General features: G+C 75.2%; 21 protein-coding genes and 1 pseudogene. 11 read left to right on the forward strand and 11 right to left on the reverse strand.

Annotated features, from left to right (window positions below; genetic code table 11):
* Nucleotides 1–24: 24 nt before the first annotated feature.
* From ABTZ17_RS12230 to ABTZ17_RS12250, 5 genes are all read left to right on the forward strand, one after another.
* Nucleotides 25–1,719 carry a sensor histidine kinase gene (locus ABTZ17_RS12230; RefSeq protein ID WP_352195486.1) on the forward strand — a complete coding sequence of 565 codons (1,695 nt, stop codon included), beginning with the start codon at nucleotides 25–27 and terminating at the stop codon, nucleotides 1,717–1,719.
* A 55-nt stretch (nucleotides 1,720–1,774) separates the two neighbouring features.
* On the forward strand, nucleotides 1,775–2,437 hold the full coding sequence (locus tag ABTZ17_RS12235) for a response regulator (RefSeq protein ID WP_352195513.1): 663 nt from the start codon (nucleotides 1,775–1,777) through the stop codon (nucleotides 2,435–2,437).
* Nucleotides 2,438–2,639: 202 nt separating this feature from the next.
* Nucleotides 2,640–4,025 (forward strand): DUF2252 domain-containing protein, encoded by a 1,386-nt coding sequence (locus ABTZ17_RS12240; protein WP_352195487.1) that lies wholly within the window; start codon nucleotides 2,640–2,642, stop codon nucleotides 4,023–4,025.
* 149 nt (nucleotides 4,026–4,174) lie between these two features.
* On the forward strand, nucleotides 4,175–5,056 hold the full coding sequence (locus ABTZ17_RS12245) for a hypothetical protein (RefSeq protein WP_352195488.1): 882 nt from the start codon (nucleotides 4,175–4,177) through the stop codon (nucleotides 5,054–5,056).
* A 51-nt stretch (nucleotides 5,057–5,107) separates the two neighbouring features.
* The gene (locus ABTZ17_RS12250; RefSeq protein WP_352195489.1) at nucleotides 5,108–5,452 is read left to right on the forward strand and encodes a rhodanese-like domain-containing protein; all 345 of its coding nucleotides are present in this window, start codon (nucleotides 5,108–5,110) and stop codon (nucleotides 5,450–5,452) included.
* 125 nt (nucleotides 5,453–5,577) lie between these two features.
* On the opposite strand, the gene ABTZ17_RS12255 is transcribed toward ABTZ17_RS12250, so the two are convergent.
* The 6 genes from ABTZ17_RS12255 to paaA all read right to left on the reverse strand — a co-directional run bounded on the left by ABTZ17_RS12255 (nucleotide 5,578) and on the right by paaA (nucleotide 10,487).
* Complete coding sequence (locus ABTZ17_RS12255) at nucleotides 5,578–6,711, reverse strand: acyl-CoA dehydrogenase family protein (protein WP_352195490.1); 1,134 nt, start codon at nucleotides 6,709–6,711, stop codon at nucleotides 5,578–5,580.
* A 230-nt stretch (nucleotides 6,712–6,941) separates the two neighbouring features.
* Complete coding sequence (gene paaE / locus ABTZ17_RS12260) at nucleotides 6,942–8,030, reverse strand: 1,2-phenylacetyl-CoA epoxidase subunit PaaE (RefSeq protein ID WP_352195491.1); 1,089 nt, start codon at nucleotides 8,028–8,030, stop codon at nucleotides 6,942–6,944.
* Complete coding sequence (gene paaD, locus ABTZ17_RS12265) at nucleotides 8,031–8,525, reverse strand: 1,2-phenylacetyl-CoA epoxidase subunit PaaD (RefSeq protein WP_352195492.1); 495 nt, start codon at nucleotides 8,523–8,525, stop codon at nucleotides 8,031–8,033.
* Complete coding sequence (paaC, locus tag ABTZ17_RS12270; RefSeq protein WP_352195493.1) at nucleotides 8,519–9,235, reverse strand: 1,2-phenylacetyl-CoA epoxidase subunit PaaC; 717 nt, start codon at nucleotides 9,233–9,235, stop codon at nucleotides 8,519–8,521. The genes paaD and paaC overlap by 7 nt, the downstream gene beginning before the upstream one ends.
* Nucleotides 9,232–9,519 carry a 1,2-phenylacetyl-CoA epoxidase subunit PaaB gene (paaB, locus tag ABTZ17_RS12275; RefSeq protein WP_352195494.1) on the reverse strand — a complete coding sequence of 96 codons (288 nt, stop codon included), beginning with the start codon at nucleotides 9,517–9,519 and terminating at the stop codon, nucleotides 9,232–9,234. The genes paaC and paaB overlap by 4 nt, the downstream gene beginning before the upstream one ends.
* Nucleotides 9,516–10,487: a 1,2-phenylacetyl-CoA epoxidase subunit PaaA gene (paaA, locus tag ABTZ17_RS12280; RefSeq protein ID WP_352195495.1), complete on the reverse strand. Its 972-nt coding sequence runs from the start codon at nucleotides 10,485–10,487 to the stop codon at nucleotides 9,516–9,518. Before paaA ends, paaB begins: the two co-directional genes overlap by 4 nt.
* 178 nt (nucleotides 10,488–10,665) lie before the next feature.
* Between paaA and ABTZ17_RS12285 the strand changes: the two genes are divergently transcribed.
* A complete protein-coding gene (locus ABTZ17_RS12285; RefSeq protein ID WP_352195496.1) occupies nucleotides 10,666–11,331 on the forward strand; it encodes a DUF5819 family protein in 666 nt (221 codons plus the stop codon).
* Nucleotides 11,328–12,758, forward strand: a complete 1,431-nt coding sequence (locus tag ABTZ17_RS12290) for an HTTM domain-containing protein (RefSeq protein WP_352195497.1) — start codon at nucleotides 11,328–11,330, stop codon at nucleotides 12,756–12,758. Before ABTZ17_RS12285 ends, ABTZ17_RS12290 begins: the two co-directional genes overlap by 4 nt.
* Here ABTZ17_RS12290 and ABTZ17_RS12295 read toward each other — a convergent pair.
* From ABTZ17_RS12295 to dhaK, 3 genes and pseudogenes are all read right to left on the reverse strand, one after another.
* A complete protein-coding gene (locus ABTZ17_RS12295; RefSeq protein ID WP_352195514.1) occupies nucleotides 12,743–13,297 on the reverse strand; it encodes a PTS-dependent dihydroxyacetone kinase phosphotransferase subunit DhaM in 555 nt (184 codons plus the stop codon). The two genes, ABTZ17_RS12290 and ABTZ17_RS12295, sit on opposite strands and share 16 nt — an antisense overlap.
* Nucleotides 13,286–13,894: pseudogene (gene dhaL / locus ABTZ17_RS12300) on the reverse strand (dihydroxyacetone kinase subunit DhaL); the annotation flags it as partial. The gene ABTZ17_RS12295 and the pseudogene dhaL, both read right to left, overlap by 12 nt.
* Nucleotides 13,895–14,006: 112 nt before the next feature.
* Entirely contained in the window at nucleotides 14,007–15,005 is a 999-nt protein-coding gene (gene dhaK, locus ABTZ17_RS12305; protein ID WP_352195498.1) for a dihydroxyacetone kinase subunit DhaK, read from the reverse strand.
* A gap of 728 nt (nucleotides 15,006–15,733) precedes the next feature.
* Between dhaK and ABTZ17_RS12310 the strand changes: the two genes are divergently transcribed.
* Entirely contained in the window at nucleotides 15,734–16,861 is a 1,128-nt protein-coding gene (locus ABTZ17_RS12310) for a glycerol dehydrogenase (RefSeq protein WP_352195499.1), read from the forward strand.
* A 99-nt stretch (nucleotides 16,862–16,960) separates the two neighbouring features.
* Complete coding sequence (locus tag ABTZ17_RS12315; RefSeq protein ID WP_352195500.1) at nucleotides 16,961–17,791, forward strand: TrmH family RNA methyltransferase; 831 nt, start codon at nucleotides 16,961–16,963, stop codon at nucleotides 17,789–17,791.
* Between the two features lie 16 nt (nucleotides 17,792–17,807).
* Here the strand turns inward: ABTZ17_RS12315 and paaN are convergent, their stop codons facing one another.
* Complete coding sequence (gene paaN / locus ABTZ17_RS12320) at nucleotides 17,808–19,490, reverse strand: phenylacetic acid degradation protein PaaN (protein WP_352195501.1); 1,683 nt, start codon at nucleotides 19,488–19,490, stop codon at nucleotides 17,808–17,810.
* Nucleotides 19,491–19,692: 202 nt separating this feature from the next.
* Here paaN and ABTZ17_RS12325 point away from each other — a divergent pair, with 202 nt between their 5' ends.
* The gene (locus ABTZ17_RS12325) at nucleotides 19,693–21,222 is read left to right on the forward strand and encodes a 3-hydroxyacyl-CoA dehydrogenase (RefSeq protein ID WP_352195502.1); all 1,530 of its coding nucleotides are present in this window, start codon (nucleotides 19,693–19,695) and stop codon (nucleotides 21,220–21,222) included.
* Complete coding sequence (locus ABTZ17_RS12330; RefSeq protein ID WP_352195503.1) at nucleotides 21,219–21,824, forward strand: TetR/AcrR family transcriptional regulator; 606 nt, start codon at nucleotides 21,219–21,221, stop codon at nucleotides 21,822–21,824. The genes ABTZ17_RS12325 and ABTZ17_RS12330 overlap by 4 nt, the downstream gene beginning before the upstream one ends.
* A 152-nt stretch (nucleotides 21,825–21,976) precedes the next feature.
* On the opposite strand, the gene ABTZ17_RS12335 is transcribed toward ABTZ17_RS12330, so the two are convergent.
* On the reverse strand, nucleotides 21,977–22,531 hold the full coding sequence (locus ABTZ17_RS12335) for an Lrp/AsnC family transcriptional regulator (RefSeq protein WP_502994650.1): 555 nt from the start codon (nucleotides 22,529–22,531) through the stop codon (nucleotides 21,977–21,979).
* Between the last annotated feature and the right edge of the window lie 144 nt (nucleotides 22,532–22,675).

A 22,675-nucleotide genomic window follows, 5' to 3' on the forward strand; every position in this document is an offset into this window, starting at 1 on the left:
GCGCCGGTCCCTAGGGTTTCGGGCGTGGATGTGAAGGAGAAGGCACTGCGGGCGCTGCGCTGGCTGGCCGGCCCCGATCCGTGGCCCCGGCGCCGGATCGCGGGCGAGGCCGTGCTCGCCGTGGTGCTCGGTCTGCTGGCCGCCGGTATCGAGGACCTGCTCCGGGAGCCGGACTGGCAGGTCGCGCTCTCCGGGGCGGCGGTGGCCGTGCTGTCGCTGCTGCGGCGGCGCCTGCCCGGCGGGGTGCTGGTCGCGTCCTGCGCGCTGAGCGGCTTCCTGGCCGGGATGGCCCCGCTGACCATGCTCGCGGGCTGGACCGCCGGCCGCAGGGTGGTCGGGCTGGGGCGGGTGCTGGCCTGGTTCACGGTGGCCTTCGCGTGCAGCGTGGTGACGTCGCTGGTGGCCGAGGGCTTCACCCTCCGCCCGCTCCAGGTGATCTTCTTCTCGGTGCTGTTCTTCCTGGCGACCACGGTGCTGCCCGGACTCACCGGCCGGTACTGGGGCCAGCGCCGGACCCTCCTGCACGCCCTCCAGGAGCGCAACGGCCAGTTGCTGCGCGAGCGGGCCATGGTGGCGGGCCAGGCCCGGCTGCGGGAGCGGCAGCGGATCGCCCAGGACATGCACGACAGCCTCGGCCACCAGCTCGCGCTGATCTCGGTGCACACCGGGGCCCTGGAGGTGGACCCGGCCCTGACCGACCGTCAGCGGGAGGCGGTCGGGGTGCTGCGGAACGCCTCCGTGGCGGCCATGCACGAACTTCGCGAGGTGGTCGGGATCCTGCGCGACGGGGTCGAGGCCCCGACCGCCGGGGAGGACGGCGGGCCCGCGGCCCGCGGGGTGGCGGGCATCGAGGGGGTGGTGGCCGCCGCGCGGTCCGCCGGCACCGAGGTGGCGCTGGCCCGCAGTGGCACGGAGCGCCCGCTCGCGGCGGCCTGCGACCACGCGGCGTACCGGATCGTGCAGGAGGCGCTGACCAACGCCTACAAGCACGCGCCGGGCGCCCCGATCCGGGTCGAGCTGCGCTACGAGGAGGACTCGCTGGTCGTGGAGATCGCCAACGGCCCGGCCGCGGGGCCCGGGCCGGGCGAGGTGGTCAGCGGCGGACAGGGCCTGACGGGCCTGCGGGAACGGGCCCGGCTGGTCGGCGGGATGGTGCACGCGGGGCCCGTGCCGGACGGCGGCTTCCGCGTCGCGGGAGTGCTGCCCTACGGGGCCGAGCAGGCCGGTCCGGTGGTGGAGCCGGTGGCGGCCGTCGACGACTTCGGCCAGCAGGCCGTGTGGCCGGCCGCACCGGGCACCGGGGCCGCCCCGGTGGACTGGGCGGCCGTGGACCGGGAGGTGGCGGGCCGCGGCCGGTTCCGGGGGCTGGCCCTGGGCTGCGGGGTCGCGGCGGCGGCCGGGATGCTGCTGCTCGTCGGCATGGGGGTGCTGCTGTTCATGGTGATCGGCAGCGCGCAGGAGTCGATGATCGGGCGGGACGAGTACGACGCCGTCCGGATCGGGCAGTCCGAGCAGGAGGTCCGGGCGGGGCTGCCGGAGGGCGGCGGCCTCGCGACGCAGGGGCTGGCGGACGGCGGTCCGAAGCGACCGGCCGGCTCCCGGTGCCTGGTGCTGCTCTCCTCGGAGGGCAGCGGGGAGCTCGACGCGGAGCCGGTTTTCCGGTTCTGCTTCAAGGACGGCAAGCTGATCGCCAAGGACGCGTACGAGGCCGAGCGGTAGTGCCGGACCGGGCGGTCCGGCGGTGGAGAAGGGCGGGAGCGGCGTGGTGAGCGGTGTGGTCAGGGTGGTGATCGCCGACGACGAGCCGTTGATCAGGGCCGGGATCCGGATGATCCTCACCTCGGACCCCGGGATCGAGGTGGTCGCGGAGGCGGCGAACGGCCGCGAGGCCGTCGAGCTGGCGCGGGCGCACGCCCCGGACGTGGTGCTGTTGGACATCCAGATGCCGGTGATGGACGGGCTGACGGCCCTGGCGGAGCTGCGGCGGGCGGTGCCCGGGGCGCGGGCCCTGGTGCTGACCACCTTCGGGGAGAAGGAGAACGTGCTGCGGGCGCTGTCCTCGGGCGGAGCCGGCTTCCTCCTGAAGGACTCCGCCCCGGCCGAGCTGATCGGGGCGGTCCGGGCGGCCGCCGCCGGGGACGCCTATCTGTCCCCGGCGGCCACCCGGCACGTGGTGGACCAGCTGGCCGCGGGGGCCGTCGGCACCGGCGCGGTCCCGGACCGCACGGCGGAGGCCCGGCGCCGGGTGGCCGGGCTCGGCGAGCGGGAGCGCGGGGTGCTGGCCCTGCTGGGCGAGGGCCTGTCCAACGCGGAGGCGGGGCGGCGGCTGCACATGAGCGAGGCCACCGTGAAGACGTACGTCTCCCGGATCCTCGCCAAGCTGGAGTGCGAGAACCGCGTGCAGGCCGCGCTGATGGCCCGGGACGCGGGGCTGTAGCGGAGCCGGTCCGGGGGCGTCTCCCCGGGAGGGCGCGCTCGGCGGCCTCGCGTGGCCGCCGCGGGCGTCCTCCGGGCCCGCGGGGCCCCAGGATCCCGGCGGGGGCGCCGAGGGCCTCGTCGTGCCTCCCCGCGGGCGGCCGCTCCGGGCGGGCGCGGTACCGTCGCGGCCTGTCGGATGAGCGAGAGGGCGGGGGCGGGCGATGGTGACGCGGATACCTCAGGTGGCCGGGTTCGGGCCGGCACGGGCGCAGGGCGCGCCCCGGGACGAGGGCAAGGCCCTGCGGGAGCGGGTGCCGCGTTCCGCGCACGCGCTGCCGGCGACGTCGGCCTCGCGGCCGGGGGCCGTCCGGGCCGTGGTCGAGTCCAACGCGGGCCGGGTCCCGGAGCTGACCCCGATCCGGGTGGGTCGGATGGCCGCGAACCCCTTCGCCTTCCTGCGGGGCGCGGCCGGGCTGATGGCCCACGACCTGGAGGGGACCGCGCTCACCGGGATCGGGGCCCAGCTGTGCGGGGACGCGCACGCCGCGAACTTCGGGCTGTACGGCGACGCCCGCGGCGGCTTGGTGATCGACCTCAACGACTTCGACGAGACCGCGTACGGACCCTGGGAGTGGGACCTGAAGCGGCTGGCTGCCTCCCTGGTGCTCGCGGGCCGGGTGGCGGGCACGGACGAGGACCGCTGCCGTGACGCGGCCCGTGACGCGGTGGGCGCCTACCGGCGGACCATGCGGCTGCTCGCGAAGCTGCCGGTGGCCGACGCCTGGAACGCGATCGCGGACGAGCGGCTGGTCTCGCACACCGATGCCAAGGACCTGGTGGGGCTGCTGGGGCAGGTGATGGAGAAGGCGCGGAACAACACCAGCGCCCGGTTCGCCGCGAAGTCCACGGAGGCCGTGGACGGGGGCCGCCGGTTCGTGGACGCCCTGCCGGTGCTGCGCCGGGTCGGTGACGGGGAGGCCGCCGCGGTGGCCGCCGCCCTGGGCCCGTACCTGGAGACCGTGCAGCCCGACCGGCGGCCGTTGCTGGCCCGGTACGCCATCCACGACGTGGCCTTCCGCGTGGTGGGCACCGGCAGCGTGGGCACCCGCTCGTACGTGGTGCTGCTGCTGGACCACCGGGGGGAGCCGCTGGTGCTCCAGGTGAAGGAGGCGCGGCCCTCGGTGCTGCTGCCGCACCTGCGCGCGGTCGGCTTCGCGCCGGCTCCGGTCCGGCACGAGGGGCAGCGGGTGGTGGCCGGGCAGAAGAGCATGCAGGTGGTCTCCGACCTGCTGCTGGGCTGGACCACCGTGGAGGGGCGGCCCTTCCAGGTGCGCCAGTTCCGCAACCGCAAGGGCAGCGTGGACCCGGCGGCGCTGAGCGCGGAGCAGCTCGACGACTACGGGCGGATGACCGGGGCCCTGCTGGCCCGGGCGCACGCGCACAGCGCGGACCCGCGGCGGATCGCGGGCTACTGCGGGAAGAACGAGGAGCTCGACGAGGCGGTCGCGACCTTCGCGGTGGCCTACGCGGACCGGACGGAGGCGGACCACGAGGAGCTGACCGCGGCGGTCCGCAACGGGCTGATCGCGGCGGAGACCGGCGTCTGAGCGGATGCCGGCCGGGGGTGGTCCCCCGTGCTGTGCCGGGGGCGGGCCGGGGGTGGACCCGCGCGCGGGCCGGGTCCGGGCCGGGTCAGGGTCGGGGGCGTCGCGGGCGGGCCTGCCGGTCCGGCCCGCCGCCGGCCTAGGGTGGACGGGTGAGTCAGGAGAACGCTGGAGGGGCTGCCCCTCAGGACGAGGTCCCGCAGGACGGTCCGGCACCCGAGGCCGCCGCCGCCGGGGGTGACGCCCCCGAGGGGTCGCCCGAGGCGCGGCTGGCGCGGGCGGTGCTCGCCGCCGAGCGGGCGCTGATCGAGTTCGAGATCGCCGTGGAGACCTTCCGCGTGGAGGTCGAGAACTTCTCCCGGCTGCACCACCAGAAGCTCGGCCCGATGTACACGCGGCTCGACGAGCTGGACGCGCGGATCGCGGAGGCGCGGGCCGCCCGCACCGGGGACCCGGAGGACCTGCGGCGGGCCCGCGAGGCCCGGTCGCTGGTGATGCCGATGCCCGGGGTGGAGGAGCTCTTCGGGGACTGGCTGGACTCGGACGGGATCTCCGACGACGCCGAGTCGATGCTGACCGGGCGCTCCGTCCGGCCCCCGGAGCGGGTCCGGCCCTCCGACGAGGCCCGGCGGCTGTACCGGGAGCTCGTCCGGCGCGCCCATCCCGACCTGGCCCGGGAGGACGCGGACCGGCAGCTGCGGGACGCCTTCATCGTGCGGGTGAACGCCGCCTACGCGCGCGGGGACGAGGCGGAGCTGCGCGAGCTGGCCGAGGAGTGGGCGGCCGGTCCCGCCGAGCCCCCGGCGCTCACCGAGGCCGAGGAGCTGTACGCGCGGCTGGAGTGGCTGGCCCGCCGCAAGGAGCTGTTGACGGTGGTGGCCGCGGAGCTGGAGGACAGCGCGATCGGGTCGATGCTGCGGATGGCTCCGGAGGACCCGGACCGGCTGCTGGAGGAGATCGCCGAGCAGTTGCTCGCCCAGGTGGCCGAGAAGGAGTCCGAACTCGCGACCCTCGCGGGCGACGGCGTCGGATAGGTTCGTCCCACCTGCCCGTTGTGTTCGGTCTCGATGGAGAGAAGGCCCCCCATGAACTTCGGTCCGCTGCCCTCGGTGGACGCCGCCGCCGTCCCCGCCGACGGTTTCATCCTCGACGTCCGGGAGGACGACGAGTGGGCGGCCGGGCACGTCGAGGGCGCGTTGCACCTGCCGATGAGCGGGTTCGTCGCCCGCTTCGGCGAGCTGACCGAGGCGGCCGAGGACGGCCGCCGCGTGCACGTGATGTGCCGGGTCGGCGGCCGGTCCGCCCAGGTCACGCAGTACCTGCTCCAGCACGGCGTCGACGCGGTGAACATCGACGGCGGGATGCAGGCGTGGGAGTACGCCAAGCGTCCGATGGTCACCGACGACGGCAGCCCCGCCTACGTGCTCTGAGCCCCCGCCGCCTCGCCGCGGCCTCACCGCCGTCGTTCCGTCGGCGGCGTCGTACCCGCTCCGGCCGGTCCCCGCTCCCCGCGTTCGCCGCGGGTGGGGGCCGGCCGGAGCCGTGTCCGGAGCCGTCAGGAGAGGGGGTGGGCGGCGAGCAGGTCGCCGAGGGCCTCCTCGTGGGCGGCGGCCGGGCCGAGGTCGAGCTCCAGCTGCTTGGCCCTGGCGTGGTAACGGTGCAGCGGGTAGTCGGTGTCGGCGCCGAAGCCGCCGTGCAGGTGCTGGGCGGTCTGCACCACCCGGCGGACCCCGTCGGAGGCCCAGATCTTCGCCACCGCGATGTCGGCGTCGGCGGGCAGCGGGCCGCCCGCGCCGGTGTCCAGGCGCCAGGCCGCCTGCCAGAGCACCACCTCCATGGCGCGGAGGTCGATGTAGCGGTCGGCGGCCTGCACGGCCACCGCCTGGAAGGTGGCCACGGGGTGCCCGAACTGCTCGCGCTTGCTGGTGTACTGACTGGTCATCGTGAGGACCCCTTCGCCGAGCCCGAGGGCCAGGGCGCAGGTGCCGGTGGCGAGCAGACCGTGTAGCCGTTCCCAGGCGCCGGGGGCGGTGAGGGCCCGCTCCGCGGGGACGCGCAGGCCGTCCAGGGTGAGTTCGGCCAGCAGTTCCCCGCTGGTGGAGTACTGCTCGGCGAAGGTCAGTCCGGGGGCTCCACGGGGGACGAGGGCCACCAGGGAGTCCCCGTCGGCGGTGTGGGCCGGGACGGCGATCAGGTCGGCGGTGTGGGCCCAGGGCACGGCGGTCTGGAGGCCGTCCAGGACCAACTCCCCGCCGTGGGGGCGGGCGGTGACGGCGCGTTCGGCGGGTTCGTGACCGGAGCGGCCGTGGGCGGCGACGGTGAGGACCTGTTCGCCGCGGGCGGCGGCGGGCAGCAGGGCGGCGGCCAGTTCGGGCGTGCCGTGGCTGTGTACGGCCATCGCGGTGGCGCAGTGCTCCAGCAGCGGGACGCGGGCCAGGACCTTGGCGGATTCGCGCAGCAGCAGGCAGAGGGCGACGGTGTCGAGCCCCGAACCGCCGTGTTCCGTGGGCAGGACGAGGCCGATCAGGTCGGCCCCGGCCAGCCGGGCCCACAGGGGCCGGTCGAAGTCCTCGGCGACGGCGCCGGGGGTCAGGGCGGGGCTGGGGACGCCGTCCGGGGCCACGTCCGCGAACACCGCCCGGGCCGCCTCGACGGCCGCCAGCTGTTCCTCGGTGAAGGTGAAGTCCACTGCCTGTCCTCCCGCGCGCACCGGAAATCCGTCCGATCTGACGGCAGGTCAAGATAGAACACGTTCCTGTAATTGCCCAGGGCGCCCACGGGGTGAGCCTCGGGACGGACCCCTGCGGGGCGGGGGAAGGCGCGCTGCCGGGCGGGCCCGGAGGGTGCGCGGGTCGGCGCGGGAGGCGGGTGCGCGGGGGGCCCGGAGCCCGGGGCCGTCGTCGGACGGCCCCGGGGCGGTCAGCGGTCGAAGTCGAGCTCCACGGTGTCGGTGAGGGGGTGGGACTGGCAGGCCAGGACGAAGCCGGCCTCGGTCTCCTCCTCTTCCAGGGCGAAGTTGCGGTCCATCCGGACCTCGCCCTGGACCACGAAGGCCCGGCAGGTGCCGCACACCCCGCCCTTGCAGGCATAGGGGGCGTCGGCGCGGTTGCGCAGGACCGTCTCCAGCAGCGACTCGCCCGCTTGCACCGGCCAGGTGCCGGAGCGGCCGTCGAGGCGGGCGGTGACCCGGCTGTGCTCGGCGGCGGCCAGGCCCGGGGGCGGGGCGGGGGCGGCCTCGTCGGCCACGTGGAAGATCTCCTCGTGGATCCGGGCGCGGTCCACGCCCAGGCCCCGCAGGGCCCGCTCGGCGCCCTGCACGAGCCCGTACGGGCCGCACAGGAACCAGCCGTCCACCGAGTCCACCGAACCCTCCGGGAGCAGCGCGGGCAGCAGGGCCGTCAGCCGCTCCTCGTCGAGCCGGCCGGAGGGCAGTCCGGCCTCCTGCTCCTCCCGGGAGAGGACCGTGACCAGCTGGAAGCGCTCCGGGTAGCGGTCCTTCAGGTCGGCGACCTCGTCCAGGAACATCACCGAGGAGGCCGTGCGGTCGGTGCGGACCAGGCAGAACCGGGCGGTGGGCTCGGCGGCGAGCAGGGTGGCCGCGATGGAGAGCACCGGGGTGATGCCGCTGCCGCCGGCGATCGCCGCGAAGTGGCCGGGGCGGGGCTCCAGGACGAAGCGCCCGGCGGGGACCATCACGTCCAGGACGTCCCCGGCGGCGATCTCCTTGTGGGCGTAGGTGGAGAAGGCGCCGCCCTCCACGAGCCGGACCCCGACCCGCAGGGCGGTCGGGCCCTCGGGGCCCGGGGCGGCCGAGCAGATCGAGTAGGTGCGCCGGACCTCGGTGCCGTCCCGGTCGGTGCGCAGGGTGAGGTGCTGGCCGGGGGCGTGCCGGTAGGCGGCCCGGAGCTCCGCGGGCACCGTGAAGGTGAGGGCCACCGCGTCCTCGGTGAGCCGGTCGACCGCCGCCACCGTCAGCGGGTGGAACGCGCCGTGGCGGACCGCAGCCATCTACAGCTCCTTGAAGTGGTCGAACGGTTCGCGGCAGGAGACGCAGCGCCGCAGTGCCTTGCAGGCGGTGGAGGAGAACCGGCTGAGCAGCTCGGTCTCGGTGGATCCGCAGTGCGGGCAGCGCACCGACAGCGACAGCGGGACCGGTCCGCCGGCGGCGTGCGGGCGGGGCGGGGCGATGCCGAACTCGGCGAGCTTGCGGCGCCCTTCGGTGGTGATGTCGTCGGTGGACCAGGCCGGGGAGAGCACGGTGCGGACCGTGACCTGCGGGATGCCGTGGTCCTGGAGGACCCGCTCGATGTCGGCGGCCATGGCCTCGATGGCGGGGCAGCCGGTGTAGGTGGGGGTCAGCTCGACCTCGGCGTGGCCGGGGCCGCGCATGTGGACCCCGCGGAGCACGCCGAGCTCGGTGAGGCTGAGGACGGGCAGCTCCGGGTCGGGCACGGAGCCCGCGAGGGCGGCCAGCTCCTCTTCGAGGCGGGTGGCGGTCACCACGTCGCCCCCGGGTGGCTGCGGTGCAGGTGCTGCATCTCGGCGAGCATCCGGCCGAAGGACTCGGTGTGCAGGCCCTCGCGGCCCGCGCCGGCGGCCCAGGCCCCGGTGCGGGGGCCGGTGGGCAGGGTGAGCCCGGCCTTCTCGACGACGGCGGTGACGGCGGCGAGCCAGTCCCGCTCCAGGGCCTCGGTGTCCACGGCCACGCCCTCCACCGGCCGGAACAGCTCCCCGGTGAACTTCCACAGGGCGTCGAGGCCGGCCTGCATGCGGCGGGAGCTCTCGGCGGTGCCGTCGCCGAGGCGCAGGGTCCACTGCTCGGCGTGGTCGCGGTGGTAGTCGGTCTCCTTGACCGCCTTGGCGGCCAGCGGGGCGAAGGGGCCGTCACCTGCGGCCAGCTCGCGGTGCAGCAGGTGCTGGTACACGGAGAAGTAGAGCTGGCGGGCGATGGTGTGGGCGAAGTCGCCGTTGGGCTGCTCGACCAGCTGGACGTTGCGGAACTCCCGCTCCTCGCGGAGGAAGGCGAGGGCGTCCTCGTCCCCCGCGAGGGAGAGCAGGACGCGGGCCTGACCGAGGAGGTCCAGGGCGATGTTGGCCAGGGCCACCTCCTCTTCCAGCACGGGGGCGTGCCCGGCCCACTCGCCGAGCCGCTGGGCGAGGACGAGGGCGTCGTCGCCCAGGGCGAGGGCGGCGGTGTTCACGGTGGTGGTCACAGGTGCCGCACCCCCTCGGGGATCTCGTAGAAGGTGGGGTGCCGGTAGGGCTTGTCGGCGGCGGGGTCGAAGAAGGGGTCCCGCTCGTCGGGGGAGGAGGCGGTGATCGCCGCGGAGGGCACCACCCACAGGGAGACGCCCTCGCTGCGGCGGGTGTAGAGGTCCCGGGCGTTGCGCAGGGCCATCTCGGCGTCGGGGGCGTGCAGGCTTCCCGCGTGCGTGTGGGACAGGCCCCGCCGGGAGCGGACGAACACCTCCCACAGCGGCCACGTCGACTGGCTCATGCCTTCACCCCTCCGTGCTTGCGGGCGTACTCGGCCGCCGCTTCCCTCACCCAGGCGCCCTCTTCGTGGGCCCTGCGGCGCTGTCCGATCCGCTGCTCGTTGCAGGGACCGTTGCCCTTGATGACCTCCCAGAACTCGGTCCAGTCGATCGGACCGAAGTCGTGCCGGCCGTGCTCCTCGTTCCACTTCAGGTGCGGGTCGGGGAGGGTCAGGCCGAGGGCCTCGGCCTGGGGTACCGCGATGTCCACGAACCGCTGGCGCAGTTCGTCGTTGGAGTGGCGCTTGATCTTCCAGGCCATGGACTGCGCCGAGTGCGCCGATTCGTCGTCCGGCGGGCCGAACATCATCAGCGAGGGCCACCACCAGCGGTCCACGGCGTCCTGGGCCATGGCGTGCTGGGCCTCGGTGCCCTTCGAGAGGGCCATCAGCAGCTCGAAGCCCTGCCGCTGGTGGAATGACTCCTCCTTGCAGATGCGGACCATGGCGCGGGCGTAGGGCCCGTACGAGCAGCGGCAGATCGGGACCTGGTTGGTGATCGCCGCGCCGTCCACCAGCCACCCGATGGCGCCGACATCGGCCCAGGTCAGGGTGGGGTAGTTGAAGATCGAGGAGTACTTCTGCTTCCCCGAGTGGAGCTTGTCGAGGAGCTCGTCGCGGCTGGTGCCGAGGGTCTCGGCGGCGCTGTAGAGGTACAGGCCGTGGCCCGCCTCGTCCTGGACCTTGGCCATCAGGATGGCCTTGCGGCGCAGCGAGGGCGCCCGGGTGATCCAGTTGGCCTCGGGCTGCATGCCGATGATCTCGGAGTGGGCGTGTTGGGCCATCTGGCGGACCAGGGTGGCGCGGTACTCCTCGGGCATCCAGTCCCGGGGCTCCACGCGCTCGTCGGCCGCCACGGCCGCGTCGAAGGCCGCGACGAGCGCCGGGTCCGGCACCCGTCCGGCCACCGCGTCCTGGGTCACTGCCGTCATCCTGGCCCCCTGCCGCTTCCTGTCGGTCCGCTCTGTCCGCTGTGGTCCCGCTGTGTTCCGATCACCGCCGGGGGCTCCCGACCGATCGTTCGGTCCACGCTCTTCAATGGTGAGACGGCGGCCCGTAGGGTGTCAACCTCTGTGGACAACCCGGTGGACGGCCGAGGAGCGGGGCGGGATGGATTCGAACGAGCACGGGGCCCCGCGCGCCCCCGGGATCGCCGGGCTCTCCCGGCCCGGGCGGATCGCCGCGGCCCTGGCCCTGGGGCTGGTCACCGTCGGTGCCTGCTGGCACCTGTCGATGGTGTTCCTGCACGTCGCGCCCTCGAACCAGCTCACCAAGGAGCACGCCGCGACGGTCGACGCGTGGATCTATCCCGAGTTCGAGCAGAACTGGAAGCTCTTCGCCCCCAATCCGCTCCAGCAGAACATCGCCGTCGAGGTCCGCGCCCAGATCCGCGGCGCCGACGGCGACCGGATCACCACCGGCTGGCGCGACCTGTCCGCCGAGGACGGGGCCGACATCCGCCACAACCCGCTCCCCAGCCACGTCCACCAGAACGAGCTCCGGCGCGCCTGGGACTTCTTCACCGGCTCCCACGACGACCGGAACCGGGCCACGGGCGAGCGCGGCGAACTCTCCGAGTCCTACCTGAAGCGGATCGTCGTCCGCCGCATCGACCAGCGCCCCGCCGCGGGCTTCCCCGAAGGGGAGCTGCTGCGCGTGCAGGTGCGCTCCGCCACCCGCTCGGTCCCCGCCCCCGAGTGGAGCGACGAGAAGACCGACACGCAGACCTACTACCGCGAGCTGCCCTGGTGGAGCGTCACGGAGGCAGCCCGATGAGCACGAGCACCGGCACGAGCGACGTCGGGAACGCCGGCGGGAACACCGGCGGCGGCAACGGCACGGGCGGGGGCCCGGGCCCCCGCGCGCGGGTCGCCGAACCGCTCTCCGCCCGGGCCGCGACCGCCCTCCGGAAGATCACCGCGCACGCCCTGGGTCCCTATCAGAGCGCGGTGGTGCGGATCGGCTTCGCCGGGGTCTGGCTCCTGTTCCTGCTCCGCGAGTTCCCGCACCGGCACGAGCTCTACGGGCCGGACGGCCCCTGGAGCTTCGAACTGGCGGAGCGGCTGATCGCCACGAACAACGCCTTCACCGTGCTGCTGTGGGGCTCAGGCGGGCTCTGGTTCGAGCTGGTCTACCTGCTCTCCGTGGTCTCCTCCGCGCTGCTCGCCCTGGGCTGGCGGACCCGCGCCACCTCGGTGTTCTTCATGATCGGCGTGCTGTCCCTGCAGAACCGCTCCGTGTTCATGGGCGACGGCGGCGACAACGTCATCCACCTGATGGCCGTCTACCTGGTCTTCACCCGCTGCGCCCAGGTCTGGTCCCTGGACTCCCGCAGGCCCCGCCCGGAGGGCGGCCGCGACGTCACGGGCCCCGTGCTCTGGCTGGTGCTGGGCGCCGTCCTCGCCGTGACCTGGGCGAAGGAGGCCACCAGCGGGGCGCTGCTGCTGCTCTTCACCGCCCTGTGGACCGCGCACGGCGTGGCCTGGGCGGTCGTGCGGAGGGATCCGCGGGGCGAGGCGCGGGCCCTGTGCGAGGTGGTCGGCAACCTCGTCCACAACGCCGCGATGCTGATCGTCATGGCCGAGGTCTGCCTGATCTACGCCACGGCGGGCTGGTACAAGGTGCAGGGCTCCCGCTGGCAGGACGGGACCGCGCTCTACTACCCGCTGAACCTCGACTACTTCTCCCCCTGGCCCGCGCTGTCCGGGCTGCTCGGGTCCAGTGCCCTGCTGGTGCTGCTGCTGTCGTACGGCACGGTGGTGGTCCAGGTGGCCTTCCCGTTCACGCTCTTCAACCGCCGGGTCAAGAACGTGCTCCTGGCCGTGATGATGCTGGAGCACGCCGGGATCGCGGTCCTGCTCGGACTGCCCTTCTTCTCCCTGGCGATGATCGCGGCCGACGCGGTCTTCCTGCCCACCGCCTTCCTGGTGTGGCTGGGAGGCCTGGCCCACCGCCTGCCGTTCCCGCGCCGCGCCCGGCCCGCCCCGGCGGACACCCGCTCCGGCGCGGGCCCCGACGAGGGCTCCGGGCCGGACGCGGAGGGGCCCGGGGAGCCCGTACCGGTGCCGGTGGGAGCGGTGCCCGGACCGGCGCGCGCGGCGGAGGACACGGCGCCCGGCACGGCCGGGCGCCCGGAGGCCGGTGCGGCCGGTCCCGCGGGGGAGCTCCCCGGGGACCGACCGGACGCTCAGCCCTTGCGGTAGAGGCGGGCGTCCTCGGCGGCGGCGAGGACGGCGGCCATGTCCCCGCCCACCGAGGCCGTCAGCACGATGGCCACGGCGCCCTCCAGGAAGGGGGCGTCCACGATCCGGGTGTCCCCGGGGAGGCCGCCGTCCGGGTCGCCGAGCAGGGCCTGCACGGTGAGAACGGCCGAGCCCATGTCGCAGAGCACCGCCACGCCCGCGCCCCCGTCCACCCGGGCCGCGGCGGCCCGGACCAGCTCGGCGCTGGTGCCGACGGAGCCGTCCGCGGTACCGCCCGCGGGGACCACGGCGGCGGGTTCGGCGGAGCCGAGGAGGGCCAGGGCCAGCTCCGCGGTGGACTCGGCGACCGCCTTGCTGTGCGAGACGAGGACCACGCCCACCCGACCGGCGGAGCCGCCGGAGACACCGGGAGCGGCGGGGGCCGTCGACGTGGTGGGCGGAGTCTCGCGGGCCGGGGCCGGAGCGGGCTCCGGGATGGCCGCCGGGGCGGGCGGCTCCTCCTCCGGGCCGGCGTCCACGGCCGTGCGGAGGGCCTCCACGAGCAGGGCCAAGGAGTTGGCCCCCGCGTCCTGGTGCCCGATGCTCCGCTCGCCCAGGTAGCTGGCCCGGCCCTTGCGGGCCTGGAGGGGTCCGGTGGCGTCGGCCCCGGACCGGGCTTCGGCCACGGCCAGGTCCAGGGCCTCGCGGAGCGGCAGTCCTTCCCCCGAGGCCGTGGTCAGGGCGGTCACGGCCGGGTCGAGGGCGTCCACCATGGTGGCGTCGCCCGGCTCGGCCCCGCCCAGCCGCCGCACCGAGCGCAGGCCCGCCGTCAGGGCCTCGGCCAGGGCCGCGAGGCTGACCGCCGGGTCCTCGCCGAGCACCTTGCCGGTGCGGCGCAGGGTGGTCCCGAACAGCGGGCCCGAGGCCCCGCCGACGGTGTTCGTGAGGGTGTTGCCGGCCAGGGTGAGCAGTGCCCCGGGGGTCCGGGGGTCGGCCTCCGCCACCGCGGCGCGGACGGCGCCGAAGCCGCGGACCAGGTTGGCCCCGTGGTCGCCGTCGCCGATGACGGCGTCGAGTTCGGTGAGGCGGGCGCCGTCCCGCCGGACCAGCCGGTCCGCCTCGGCGAGCCAGCGGCGGAAGTAGGCGGCGTCGAGCACGGCCGCCCCGGATCCGGCGTCGGCGGGGAGGGCGGGGGTGGGCGTCATGGGGGTCCTCCGGAAGGGGAGAGGTGCGGGCGAGGGAGGGGGAGGGAGCCGGGGAGGGCGGGGGTCAGAGGCCCCAGCGGAGCGCGGGGGTGTCCACGGGGGCGTCCCAGAGGCGCAGCAGCTCCTCGTCGGCCCGACACAGGGTGAAGGTGCAGCCCGCCATGTCCAGGCTGGTGACGTAGTTGCCGACGAGGCTGCGGGCCACCCTGACCCCGCGCTCGTCCAGCACCCGCTGGGCCTCGGCGCGCATCACGTACAGCTCGGCCGGCGGGGTCCCGCCCAGGCCGTTGACCAGCAGGATCACCGGGTCGCCCGCGTACTCGGGGAGGTCGTCGAGGACGGCGTCGAGGAGGGTACGGGCGGTGTCGGCGGCCGTCATCAGGGTGCGCCGCTCACGGCCGGGCTCGCCGTGGATGCCGATGCCCAGCTCGATCTCGTCCTCGCCCAGCTCGAAGTTGGGGCTGCCCTTGGCGGGGGTGGTGCAGGAGCTGAGGGCCACGCCGTAACTGCGCGAGCGCTCGACCACCTTGCGGGCCACCGCCGCCACCTCGGCCAGCGGGGCACCCTCCTCGGCCCGGGCCCCCGCGATCTTCTCCACGAAGAGGGTGGCGCCGGTGCCGCGGCGACCGGGGCCGGGGGCGTCCGCGGCCACGGCCACGTCGTCGTCCACGAGGACCCGGGCCACGGCGACGCCCTCGTCCTCGGCGTCCTCGGCGGCCATCGTGAAGTTCAGGACGTCGCCGGTGTAGTTCTTGACGATGTGCAGCACTCCGGCGCCGCGGTCCACGGCGACGGTGGCCCGGGCGATGACGTCGGGCACCGGGGAGGTGAACACCGGGCCGGCCACCGCGCCGGCGAGCATGCCGCGGCCCACGAAGCCCGCGTGCAGGGGCTCGTGGCCGCTGCCGCCGCCGGAGAGCAGGGCCACGGTGCCCGCGGCGGGTCCCTCGGCCCGCGTCACGATGCCGTCCTCCGGCAGCACGGCGAGCTCGGGGTGCGCGGCGGCCATGCCGCGCAGGGCGTCGGCGACCACGGACTCGGGGGAGTTGATGAGCTTCTTCACGGAAGTCCTTCGGTTCGGGACGGACGGGGATGCCGGACAGGAGGGCCGCCGGGCCGCCGGACGGGACGCGGTGCGCGGCGGCGGGCGCCGACGGGGATCGAGGGGGGCGAGGGGGATCGGGGGCGCGGAAGGGTGGGAAGGGCACGGGCCGGCACGGGCGGGCGCCGGCGGGGAACGACGCGCGTCCCCCGCTCCGACGGAACCGCACGCACCGCGCCGACGACGACACGGCACGCGGGGAATCCGCCGGTGATCGGCCGGTCCGGGGGACGGCCCGGGGACGGCGCGGACACCGCGTACGGGCCCGCCGGGTGCGGAGGGTCCGGTCCGCGGATTCCGTTGCGCAGGGCCGAGGTTAGTGCCCGGGAGGCGGCCCGGGGGTCGGGACCTTGGTCACCGAACACCTCACTTACGGCCCTCTCGCGGTGCCGTCGGCCCGTGGTCGGATGAAGGCCGCGGCGGCCCACCGAACGGCCCGGCGACGGGCTCGCCGACGGGCCCACCCATGGGCTCGCCGGCCGGTCCGCCCACCGGCCCGGCCGCGGCCCGCGCCGTGGTCCGACGACCCGTCCGGTCCGTCCGGCCGCGGGTCCGAGGGCCCGTCCGGTCGCGTCGACGGCCGGCCCTCGGACCCGGGCCGGTCGTGCCGGCGGACGGTCCGTCCGGCCGTGCCCCGCGATCGGCCCGGTCCCGCCGCGCCCCCCTTCCCGTCCACCGGAGGAGTCCCCGTGAACACCCACGCCCCCACCCCGCGCCTGCTCATCAGCCCCCCGAAGTACGTGCAGGGCGCGGGGGCGATGCACTCCCTGGGGGAACACGTCGCGCAGCTCGGCGAGCACGCGCTCGTGCTCGCCGACCGCGGGGTGTGGGGCTTCGTGGACGAGACCGTCACCGCCTCGCTGGCCGCCGCCGGGGTCAAGCTCACCAAGGAGGTGTTCGGCGGGCTGTGCACCGGGCGCGAGATCGACCGGATCACCGCCGTGGCCCGGGAGGCGGGGGCCGACGTGGTCGTCGGCATCGGCGGCGGCACCGCCATCGACACCGCCAAGGCCGTCGGGCACGCCCGCGGGGAGATCGCTGTGGTCAGCGCCCCCACGGTGGCCTCCACCGACGCCCCGACCAGCGCCCTGGCCGTGGTCTACACGGAGGAGGGGGCCTTCGAGCGGTACGCCTTCTTCCGCCGCAACCCGAACCTCGTGCTGGTGGACACCTCCTACGTGGCCCAGGCCCCCGCCCGCTTCATCGTCTCCGGCATGGGGGACGCCCTGGCCACCTGGTACGAGGCCCGGGTCTGCGTGGCCGCGCACCGCACCGCGATGGCCGGCGGACTGGCCACCGGGGCCTCGCTGAGCCTGGCCCGGCTGTGCTGGGAGACCCTGATGGAGTACGGCCCGCAGGCCCGGGTCGCCGCCGAGCGGCACGTGGTGACCCCGGCCCTGGAGAAGGTGGTGGAGGCCAACACCCTGCTGTCCGGGCTCGGGTTCGAGAGCTGCGGCCTGGCCGCCGCGCACGGCGTCCACAACGGTCTGACGGTCTCCCACCGCACCCACGGGATGATGCACGGCGAGAAGGTCAACCTGGGCACCCTGACCCAGCTGGTGCTGGAGGGGGCAGGCACCGAGGAGCTGGACACCTACCTGCGGTTCAGCCGGGCGGTGGGGCTGCCGACCACCCTCGCCGGGATCGGTCTGGCCGACCCGGAGCGGGAGGAGCTGCTGGCGATCGGGCGGGCGGCCACCGCCGCCGGCGAGACCACCCACAACATGCCCTTCGAGGTGACGGCGGAGACGGTGGCCGACGCCCTGCTGGCCGGGGACTCCTACGCCCGTGCCTTCGAGGCCCGCTGCGGGTCCTGAGCGGGCCTCCCGGCGGGGCGGGCGGGGCTGCCGACCGGCCCGCCGGGGCGGGGCCGCGGCCGTGCGGGGCGCGGCCCCCGGGGCTCGTACGCTGGGGGGATGAACGCACACGGTGACGGCCGGGAGGGCCGGGGCGGCCCCGGTACGGGGACGGACGGGGGCGCGGCCCTCGCGGAGACCGTCCTGGCCTGGCGGGAGACCGCGGCCTCCGGCGCCGTGCTGCTGGACGGCTTCCACGCCCTCAAGCACGCGCTGCGGTTCGGGGCGCGGGTGGAGCTCGGGCTCACGGACGACGCCGCGGCCCTCCGGGAGCTGGCGGCGGAGCTGGCCCCGGACGTGTCCGGGCCGGTGGCGGAGCTGGTCCGCGAGGTGCCCTCGCAGGTGCTGCACGAGCTGCTGTTGCGGGTGCACCCGACCGGTACGGCGGCGCTGGCGGCCCGCCGGGACCGGGCGGAGAACCTGGCCCTGCTCCACCGCACGCCGCGGCCGGCGCCCGTGGTCGTCCTGGACAACCCGCGCAACCTCGGCAACGTCGGGGCGGTGGTGCGGCTCGCGGCCGGTTTCGGGGCCACCGGGGTGGTCACCACCGGGGACCTCGACCCCTGGCACCCGCACGTGGTCCGGGCCGGCGCGGGGCTGCACTACGCGACCGCCGTGGAGCGGGTGCCCCTCGCCGAGCTGCCGCCGGGGCCCCTCTTCGCGCTGGACCCCGAGGGCGCGGACATCCGCTCCTTCGAGCTGCCCGACGGGGCCGTGCTGGCCTTCGGCTCCGAGCGGCACGGGATCTCGCCGGAGCTGCGGGCCCGGGCGGACCACCTGGTCTCCCTGCCGATGCGCCCGCAGGTCTCCAGCTACAACCTGGCCACCAGTGTGGCCATGGCGCTCTTCCACTGGGGAGGCCCGGCCCCGGCCGGGCCGGACCTCCCCTGAGGATCCGTCAGGCTCCTTACGCCTGGCGGCGCACCTCCACCATCCGGAAGCGGTTCGCCACGAACGCCGCGTCGCACAGGGCGGCGTTGGCGGCCGGGTTGCCCCCGGAGCCGTGGAAATCGGAGAAGGCGGCGGTCTGGTTCACGAAGACCCCGCCGGTGAGGTTGAGCGAGAGCTGCGCCGACTCGTCGAGGCAGACCTCCTCCACGGCCCGTTCGGTGTCCGCCGAGGTGGTGTACGCGCCGACGGTCATGGCGCCCTTCTCGCGGACGGTGCGGCGCAGCAGCTCCAGGCCGTCCGCGGTGGAGTCCACGGCGACGGCGAAGGCCACCGGGCCGAAGCACTCGGTGAGGTAGGCGGCGGCGTCGTCGGGCTTGGCGGCGTCCAGCTTGACCAGCACCGGGGTGCGGACCACTGCGTCGGGGAACTCCGGGTTGGGCACGGCGCGGGAGGCCAGGGCGACCTCGCCCAGCCGGCCCGCGGCCTCCAGGCGCTCCTTGACCCCCGGGTTGACCAGGGCGCCCAGCAGGGCGTTGGCGCGGGCGTCGTCGCCGAGGAGCTTCTCCACGGCGCCGGCCAGGTCGGCGGTGAACTCGTCGTAGCTCTTGTGGCCGGCGTCGGTGGCGATGCCCTCGCGGGGCACGAGGAGGTTCTGCGGGGTGGTGCACATCTGGCCGCTGTACAGGGAGAGCGAGAAGGCCAGGTTGGAGAGCATGCCACGGTAGTCGTCGGTGGAGTCGACGAGGACGGTGTTGACGCCGGCCTTCTCCGTGTACACCTGCGCCTGGCGGGCGTTGACCTCCAGCCAGTCGCCGAACTCGGTGGAGCCGGTGTAGTCGATGATCCGGACCTCGGGGCGCAGGGCGAGGGTTTTGGCGATGCCCTCGCCGGGGCGCTCGGTGGCGAGCGCGACCAGGTTGGGGTCGAAGCCGGCCTCGGCGAGCACCTCGCGGGCCACCCGCACGGTCAGCGCCAGCGGGAGCACGGCCCGGGGGTGCGGCTTGACCAGGACGGCGTTGCCGGTGGCCAGGGAGGCGAAGATGCCGGGGTAGCCGTTCCAGGTGGGGAAGGTGTTGCAGCCGATGACCAGGGCGACGCCGCGGGGCGCGGCGGTGAAGGTCTTGTCCAGGCGGAGCGGGTCCTTCTTGCCCTGGGGCTTGGACCACTCGGTGCTCTCGGGGACGCGGGTCTGCTCGCGGTAGGCGTAGGCCACGGCCTCCAGGCCGCGGTCCTGGGCGTGCGGGCCGCCCGCCTGGAAGGCCATCATGAAGGCCTGGCCGCTGGTGTGCATGACGGCGTGGGCGAACTCGTGGGTGCGGGCGGCGATGCGGGCCAGGATCTCGATGGAGACGAGGGCGCGGACCTCCGGTCCGGCGTCGCGCCAAGCGGCCATGCCGGCCTTCATCGCGGGGAGCAGGACCTCGGGGTCGACGTGCGGGTACTCGACGCCCAGCTCGGGTCCGAAGGGGGAGACCTCGCCGCCGGTCCAGCCGTCCGTGCCGGGCTGTCCGAGGTCGATCCGGGTGCCGCGGACGGCCTCGTGGGCGGCGAGCCCGTCGGCCGGGGCGGTCTCGCCGTAGGCCTTGGGGTGTTCCGGGTGCGGGGACCAGTAGGCGCGGGTACGGATGGCCTCCAGTGCCTGGTCGAGCACGGGGCGGTGCTTCTCGGACAGCTGGGGGACGGTGAGCTCGGCGGCCATCAGGGACCAACTCCTCGTTGAGCCGGGCGGGTTCGCGCTGGAACGGTCGGGTGCGTGACCCCCGGCCCCCGGGCCGGTCCGGACCGGGATCGGGCAAGGGCGGGGTCGGCGGAGCAGACTGGAGCTAGAGTAACCGAACGATCGGTCGGGACAAGAGGGCCCGGCGAGGTCGGTGGACAATCCATGCGGGAGGATCGGGGTCATGACAGGAATCGAGCGCTCCCGGACCGTGGCGGTCATCGGCGCCGGAACCATGGGCCAGGGCATCGCCCAGGTCGCCCTCCTCGCGGGTCACCACGTGCTCCTCTACGACGCGGCCCCCGGCCGGGCCGGGACCGGCGTGGGCGAGGTGACCGCCCGCGTGGAGCGGCTCGTCGCCAAGGGCCGGCTGGACCACGCCGAGGCCGCGGCCGCCACGGCCCGGATCGGGGCGGCGGCCGAGCTCGCCGAGCTCTCCGGCGCCGGCCTGGTGATCGAGGCGGTGGTCGAGGACGTCACCGCCAAGCAGGAGCTCTTCCGGGCCCTGGAGGCGGTGGTCCCCGCGGACTGCCTGCTGGCCACCAACACCTCCTCCCTCTCCGTGACGGAGCTGGGCGCGGTGCTCCGGCACCCGGACCGCTTCCTCGGCCTGCACTTCTTCAACCCGGCCCCGCTGCTGCCGCTGGTCGAGGTGGTCTCCGGGGCCGCCACCGCCCCCGCGGCCGCGGACCGGGCCGTGGAGACGGTGCTCGGCTGGGGCAAGACCCCCGTGCGCTGCGCCGACACCCCCGGTTTCATCGTCAACCGCATCGCCCGCCCCTTCTACGCGGAGGCCTTCGCCGTCCTGGAGGAGCGGGGCGCCGACCCGGCCACCATCGACGCCGTGCTGCGCGAGAGCGGCGGCTTCCGGATGGGCCCCTTCGAGCTCACCGACCTGATCGGCCAGGACGTCAACGAGGCCGTGACCCGCTCGGTATGGGAGTCCTTCTTCCGCAGCCCGAAGTTCCTGCCCTCGCTGGCCCAGCGGCGGCTGGTGCAGTCCGGCCGGCTCGGCCGCAAGTCCGGCTCCGGCTGGTACGCGCACGGGCCCGGCGAGCCGGCCCCGGAGCCGCACACGGCCGCGCCCGAGGAGGCCCCCGCCGAGGTCACCGTCGTCGGCGACCTCGGTCCGGCCGCCGCGCTCGTGGAGCTGATGGAGGAGGCGGGCGTCAAGGTCGAGCGGGTCGGCACCGGCGGCCCGTACATCCAGCTCCCCGGCGAGGGGCAGCTCGTCCTCGCCGACGGCAAGACCTCGGTGGAGTTCACCGACGTCGTCTACTTCGACCTGGCCCTCGACTACCGAGGCGCGGGCCGGATCGCCCTCTCCGCGTCCGAGGACACCGGCGAGCGGACCCTCGCGGAGGCCGTCGGCCTCTTCCAGAAGCTCGGCAAGAAGGTCAGCGTCATCGGGGACGTCCCCGGCATGATCGTGGCCCGGACCGTCGCCATGCTGATCGACCTGGCCGCGGACGCCGTGGCCAAGGGCGCCGCGAGCCGCGCCGACATCGACACCGCCATGCGGCTCGGCGTGAACTACCCCCTCGGACCCGGCGAATGGCACGACCGGCTGGGCCCCGACTGGGCCTACGACCTCCTCCACCACCTCGACGAACGCTGTCCCGGCGGCCGGTACGCGCCCTCCCTGGCGCTGTTCCGGCTGGGCTACGCGGGCGACGGAACGGCGGAAGCGGAAGAGGAAGGCGACGGGGCATGACCACCACCCCCAGGCGGGACACCTACACCCCCGAGACCCTGCTCGGGGTGGCCGTGCGGGTCTTCAACGAACGCGGCTACGACGGCACCTCCATGGAGCACCTGTCCAAGGCCGCCGGGATCTCCAAGTCCTCGATCTACCACCACGTCGCGGGCAAGGAGGAACTGCTCCGGCGGGCCGTGACCCGCGCCCTCGACGGCCTCTTCGCCATCCTCGACGAGCCCGGGGCCGCGAGCGGCCGGGCCGTGGACCGGGTCGAGCACGTCACCCGCCGCACCGTGGAGGTGCTCGTCGCGGAGCTGCCCTACGTGACCCTGCTGCTGCGGGTCCGCGGCAACACGCGCACCGAGCGGTGGGCCCTGGAGCGCCGCCGCGAGTTCGACCACCGGGTCGCGGACCTGCTCGGGGCCGCCGTCGCCGACGGCGACCTCCGCTCCGACGTGGACATCCGGCTCGCCACCCGGCTCCTCTTCGGCATGGTCAACTCGCTCGTCGAGTGGTACCGGCCGCACTCCGACACGGGGGCCGACCCCGAGGCCGTGGCCGAGGCCGTGGCGCGGCTGGCCTTCGACGGACTGCGGGCGCCCCGGCCCGACGCCTGAGCCGGCCGCGGGCCCGATCGCCCGCCCGTACGGCCGCCTCCGCGCGCTCCGTCCCGTGCCCGTCCCCGTGCCCGTCCCGGTCCGCCGGGGCGGGCACGCGCGCGTCGCGCCCCGGCCCGCTGCCCCCTCCGGGGCGGCCCGGAGCCCGTACGTCACTCCCGGGACAGCTCCGGGGCCTCCTGCGGATCCGCCGCCAGGTCGGTCTCCTCGAAGACCAACAGGGTCCGGGTGGACAGCACCTCGGGAATGGACTGCAGCCGGGTCAGCACCAGCTCCCGCAGGGTCCGGTTGTCCGGGGTGTGCACCAACAACAGCACGTCGAAATCCCCGCTGACCAGCGCGATGTGCGCCGCCCCCGGCAGCTCCCGGAGCTTCTCCCGGACCGTCCGCCAGGAGTTCTGCACGATCTTCAGCGTGATGTACGCCGAGGCCCCCTGCCCGGCCCGCTCGTGGTCCACCCGCGCCGTGAACCCGCGGATCACCCCGTCGTCGAGCAGCCGGTTGATCCGGGCGTAGGCGTTGGCGCGCGAGACGTGCACCTGCTCGGCCACCGAACGTATCGAGGCCCGGCCGTCCGACTGGAGCAGTCGGAGGATCGAGCGGTCGATGGGGTCCAGGGGGCGCGGCGGGACGACGGGCGGCGCGGCCGGAGCGGGAGCCGCCGCGGCCGCCCCCGCCCCCATCGCGGCCATTTGTTCATCTGCCATTGCCCCCGGCCTCCCTCGTCTGGACGTCCTGCACCCATCTCAGGCTGTGGATATCCGAATGTCCACAGCCTCATGCCGCCTGTAGCCAAAATGCGTCCCCCACCGAACAATCGGTAGGTGAGGCGCCTCACACACGCGCCGACC

Source organism: Streptomyces sp. NPDC097619, from assembly GCF_040302735.1.
GTDB lineage: Bacteria > Actinomycetota > Actinomycetes > Streptomycetales > Streptomycetaceae > Streptomyces.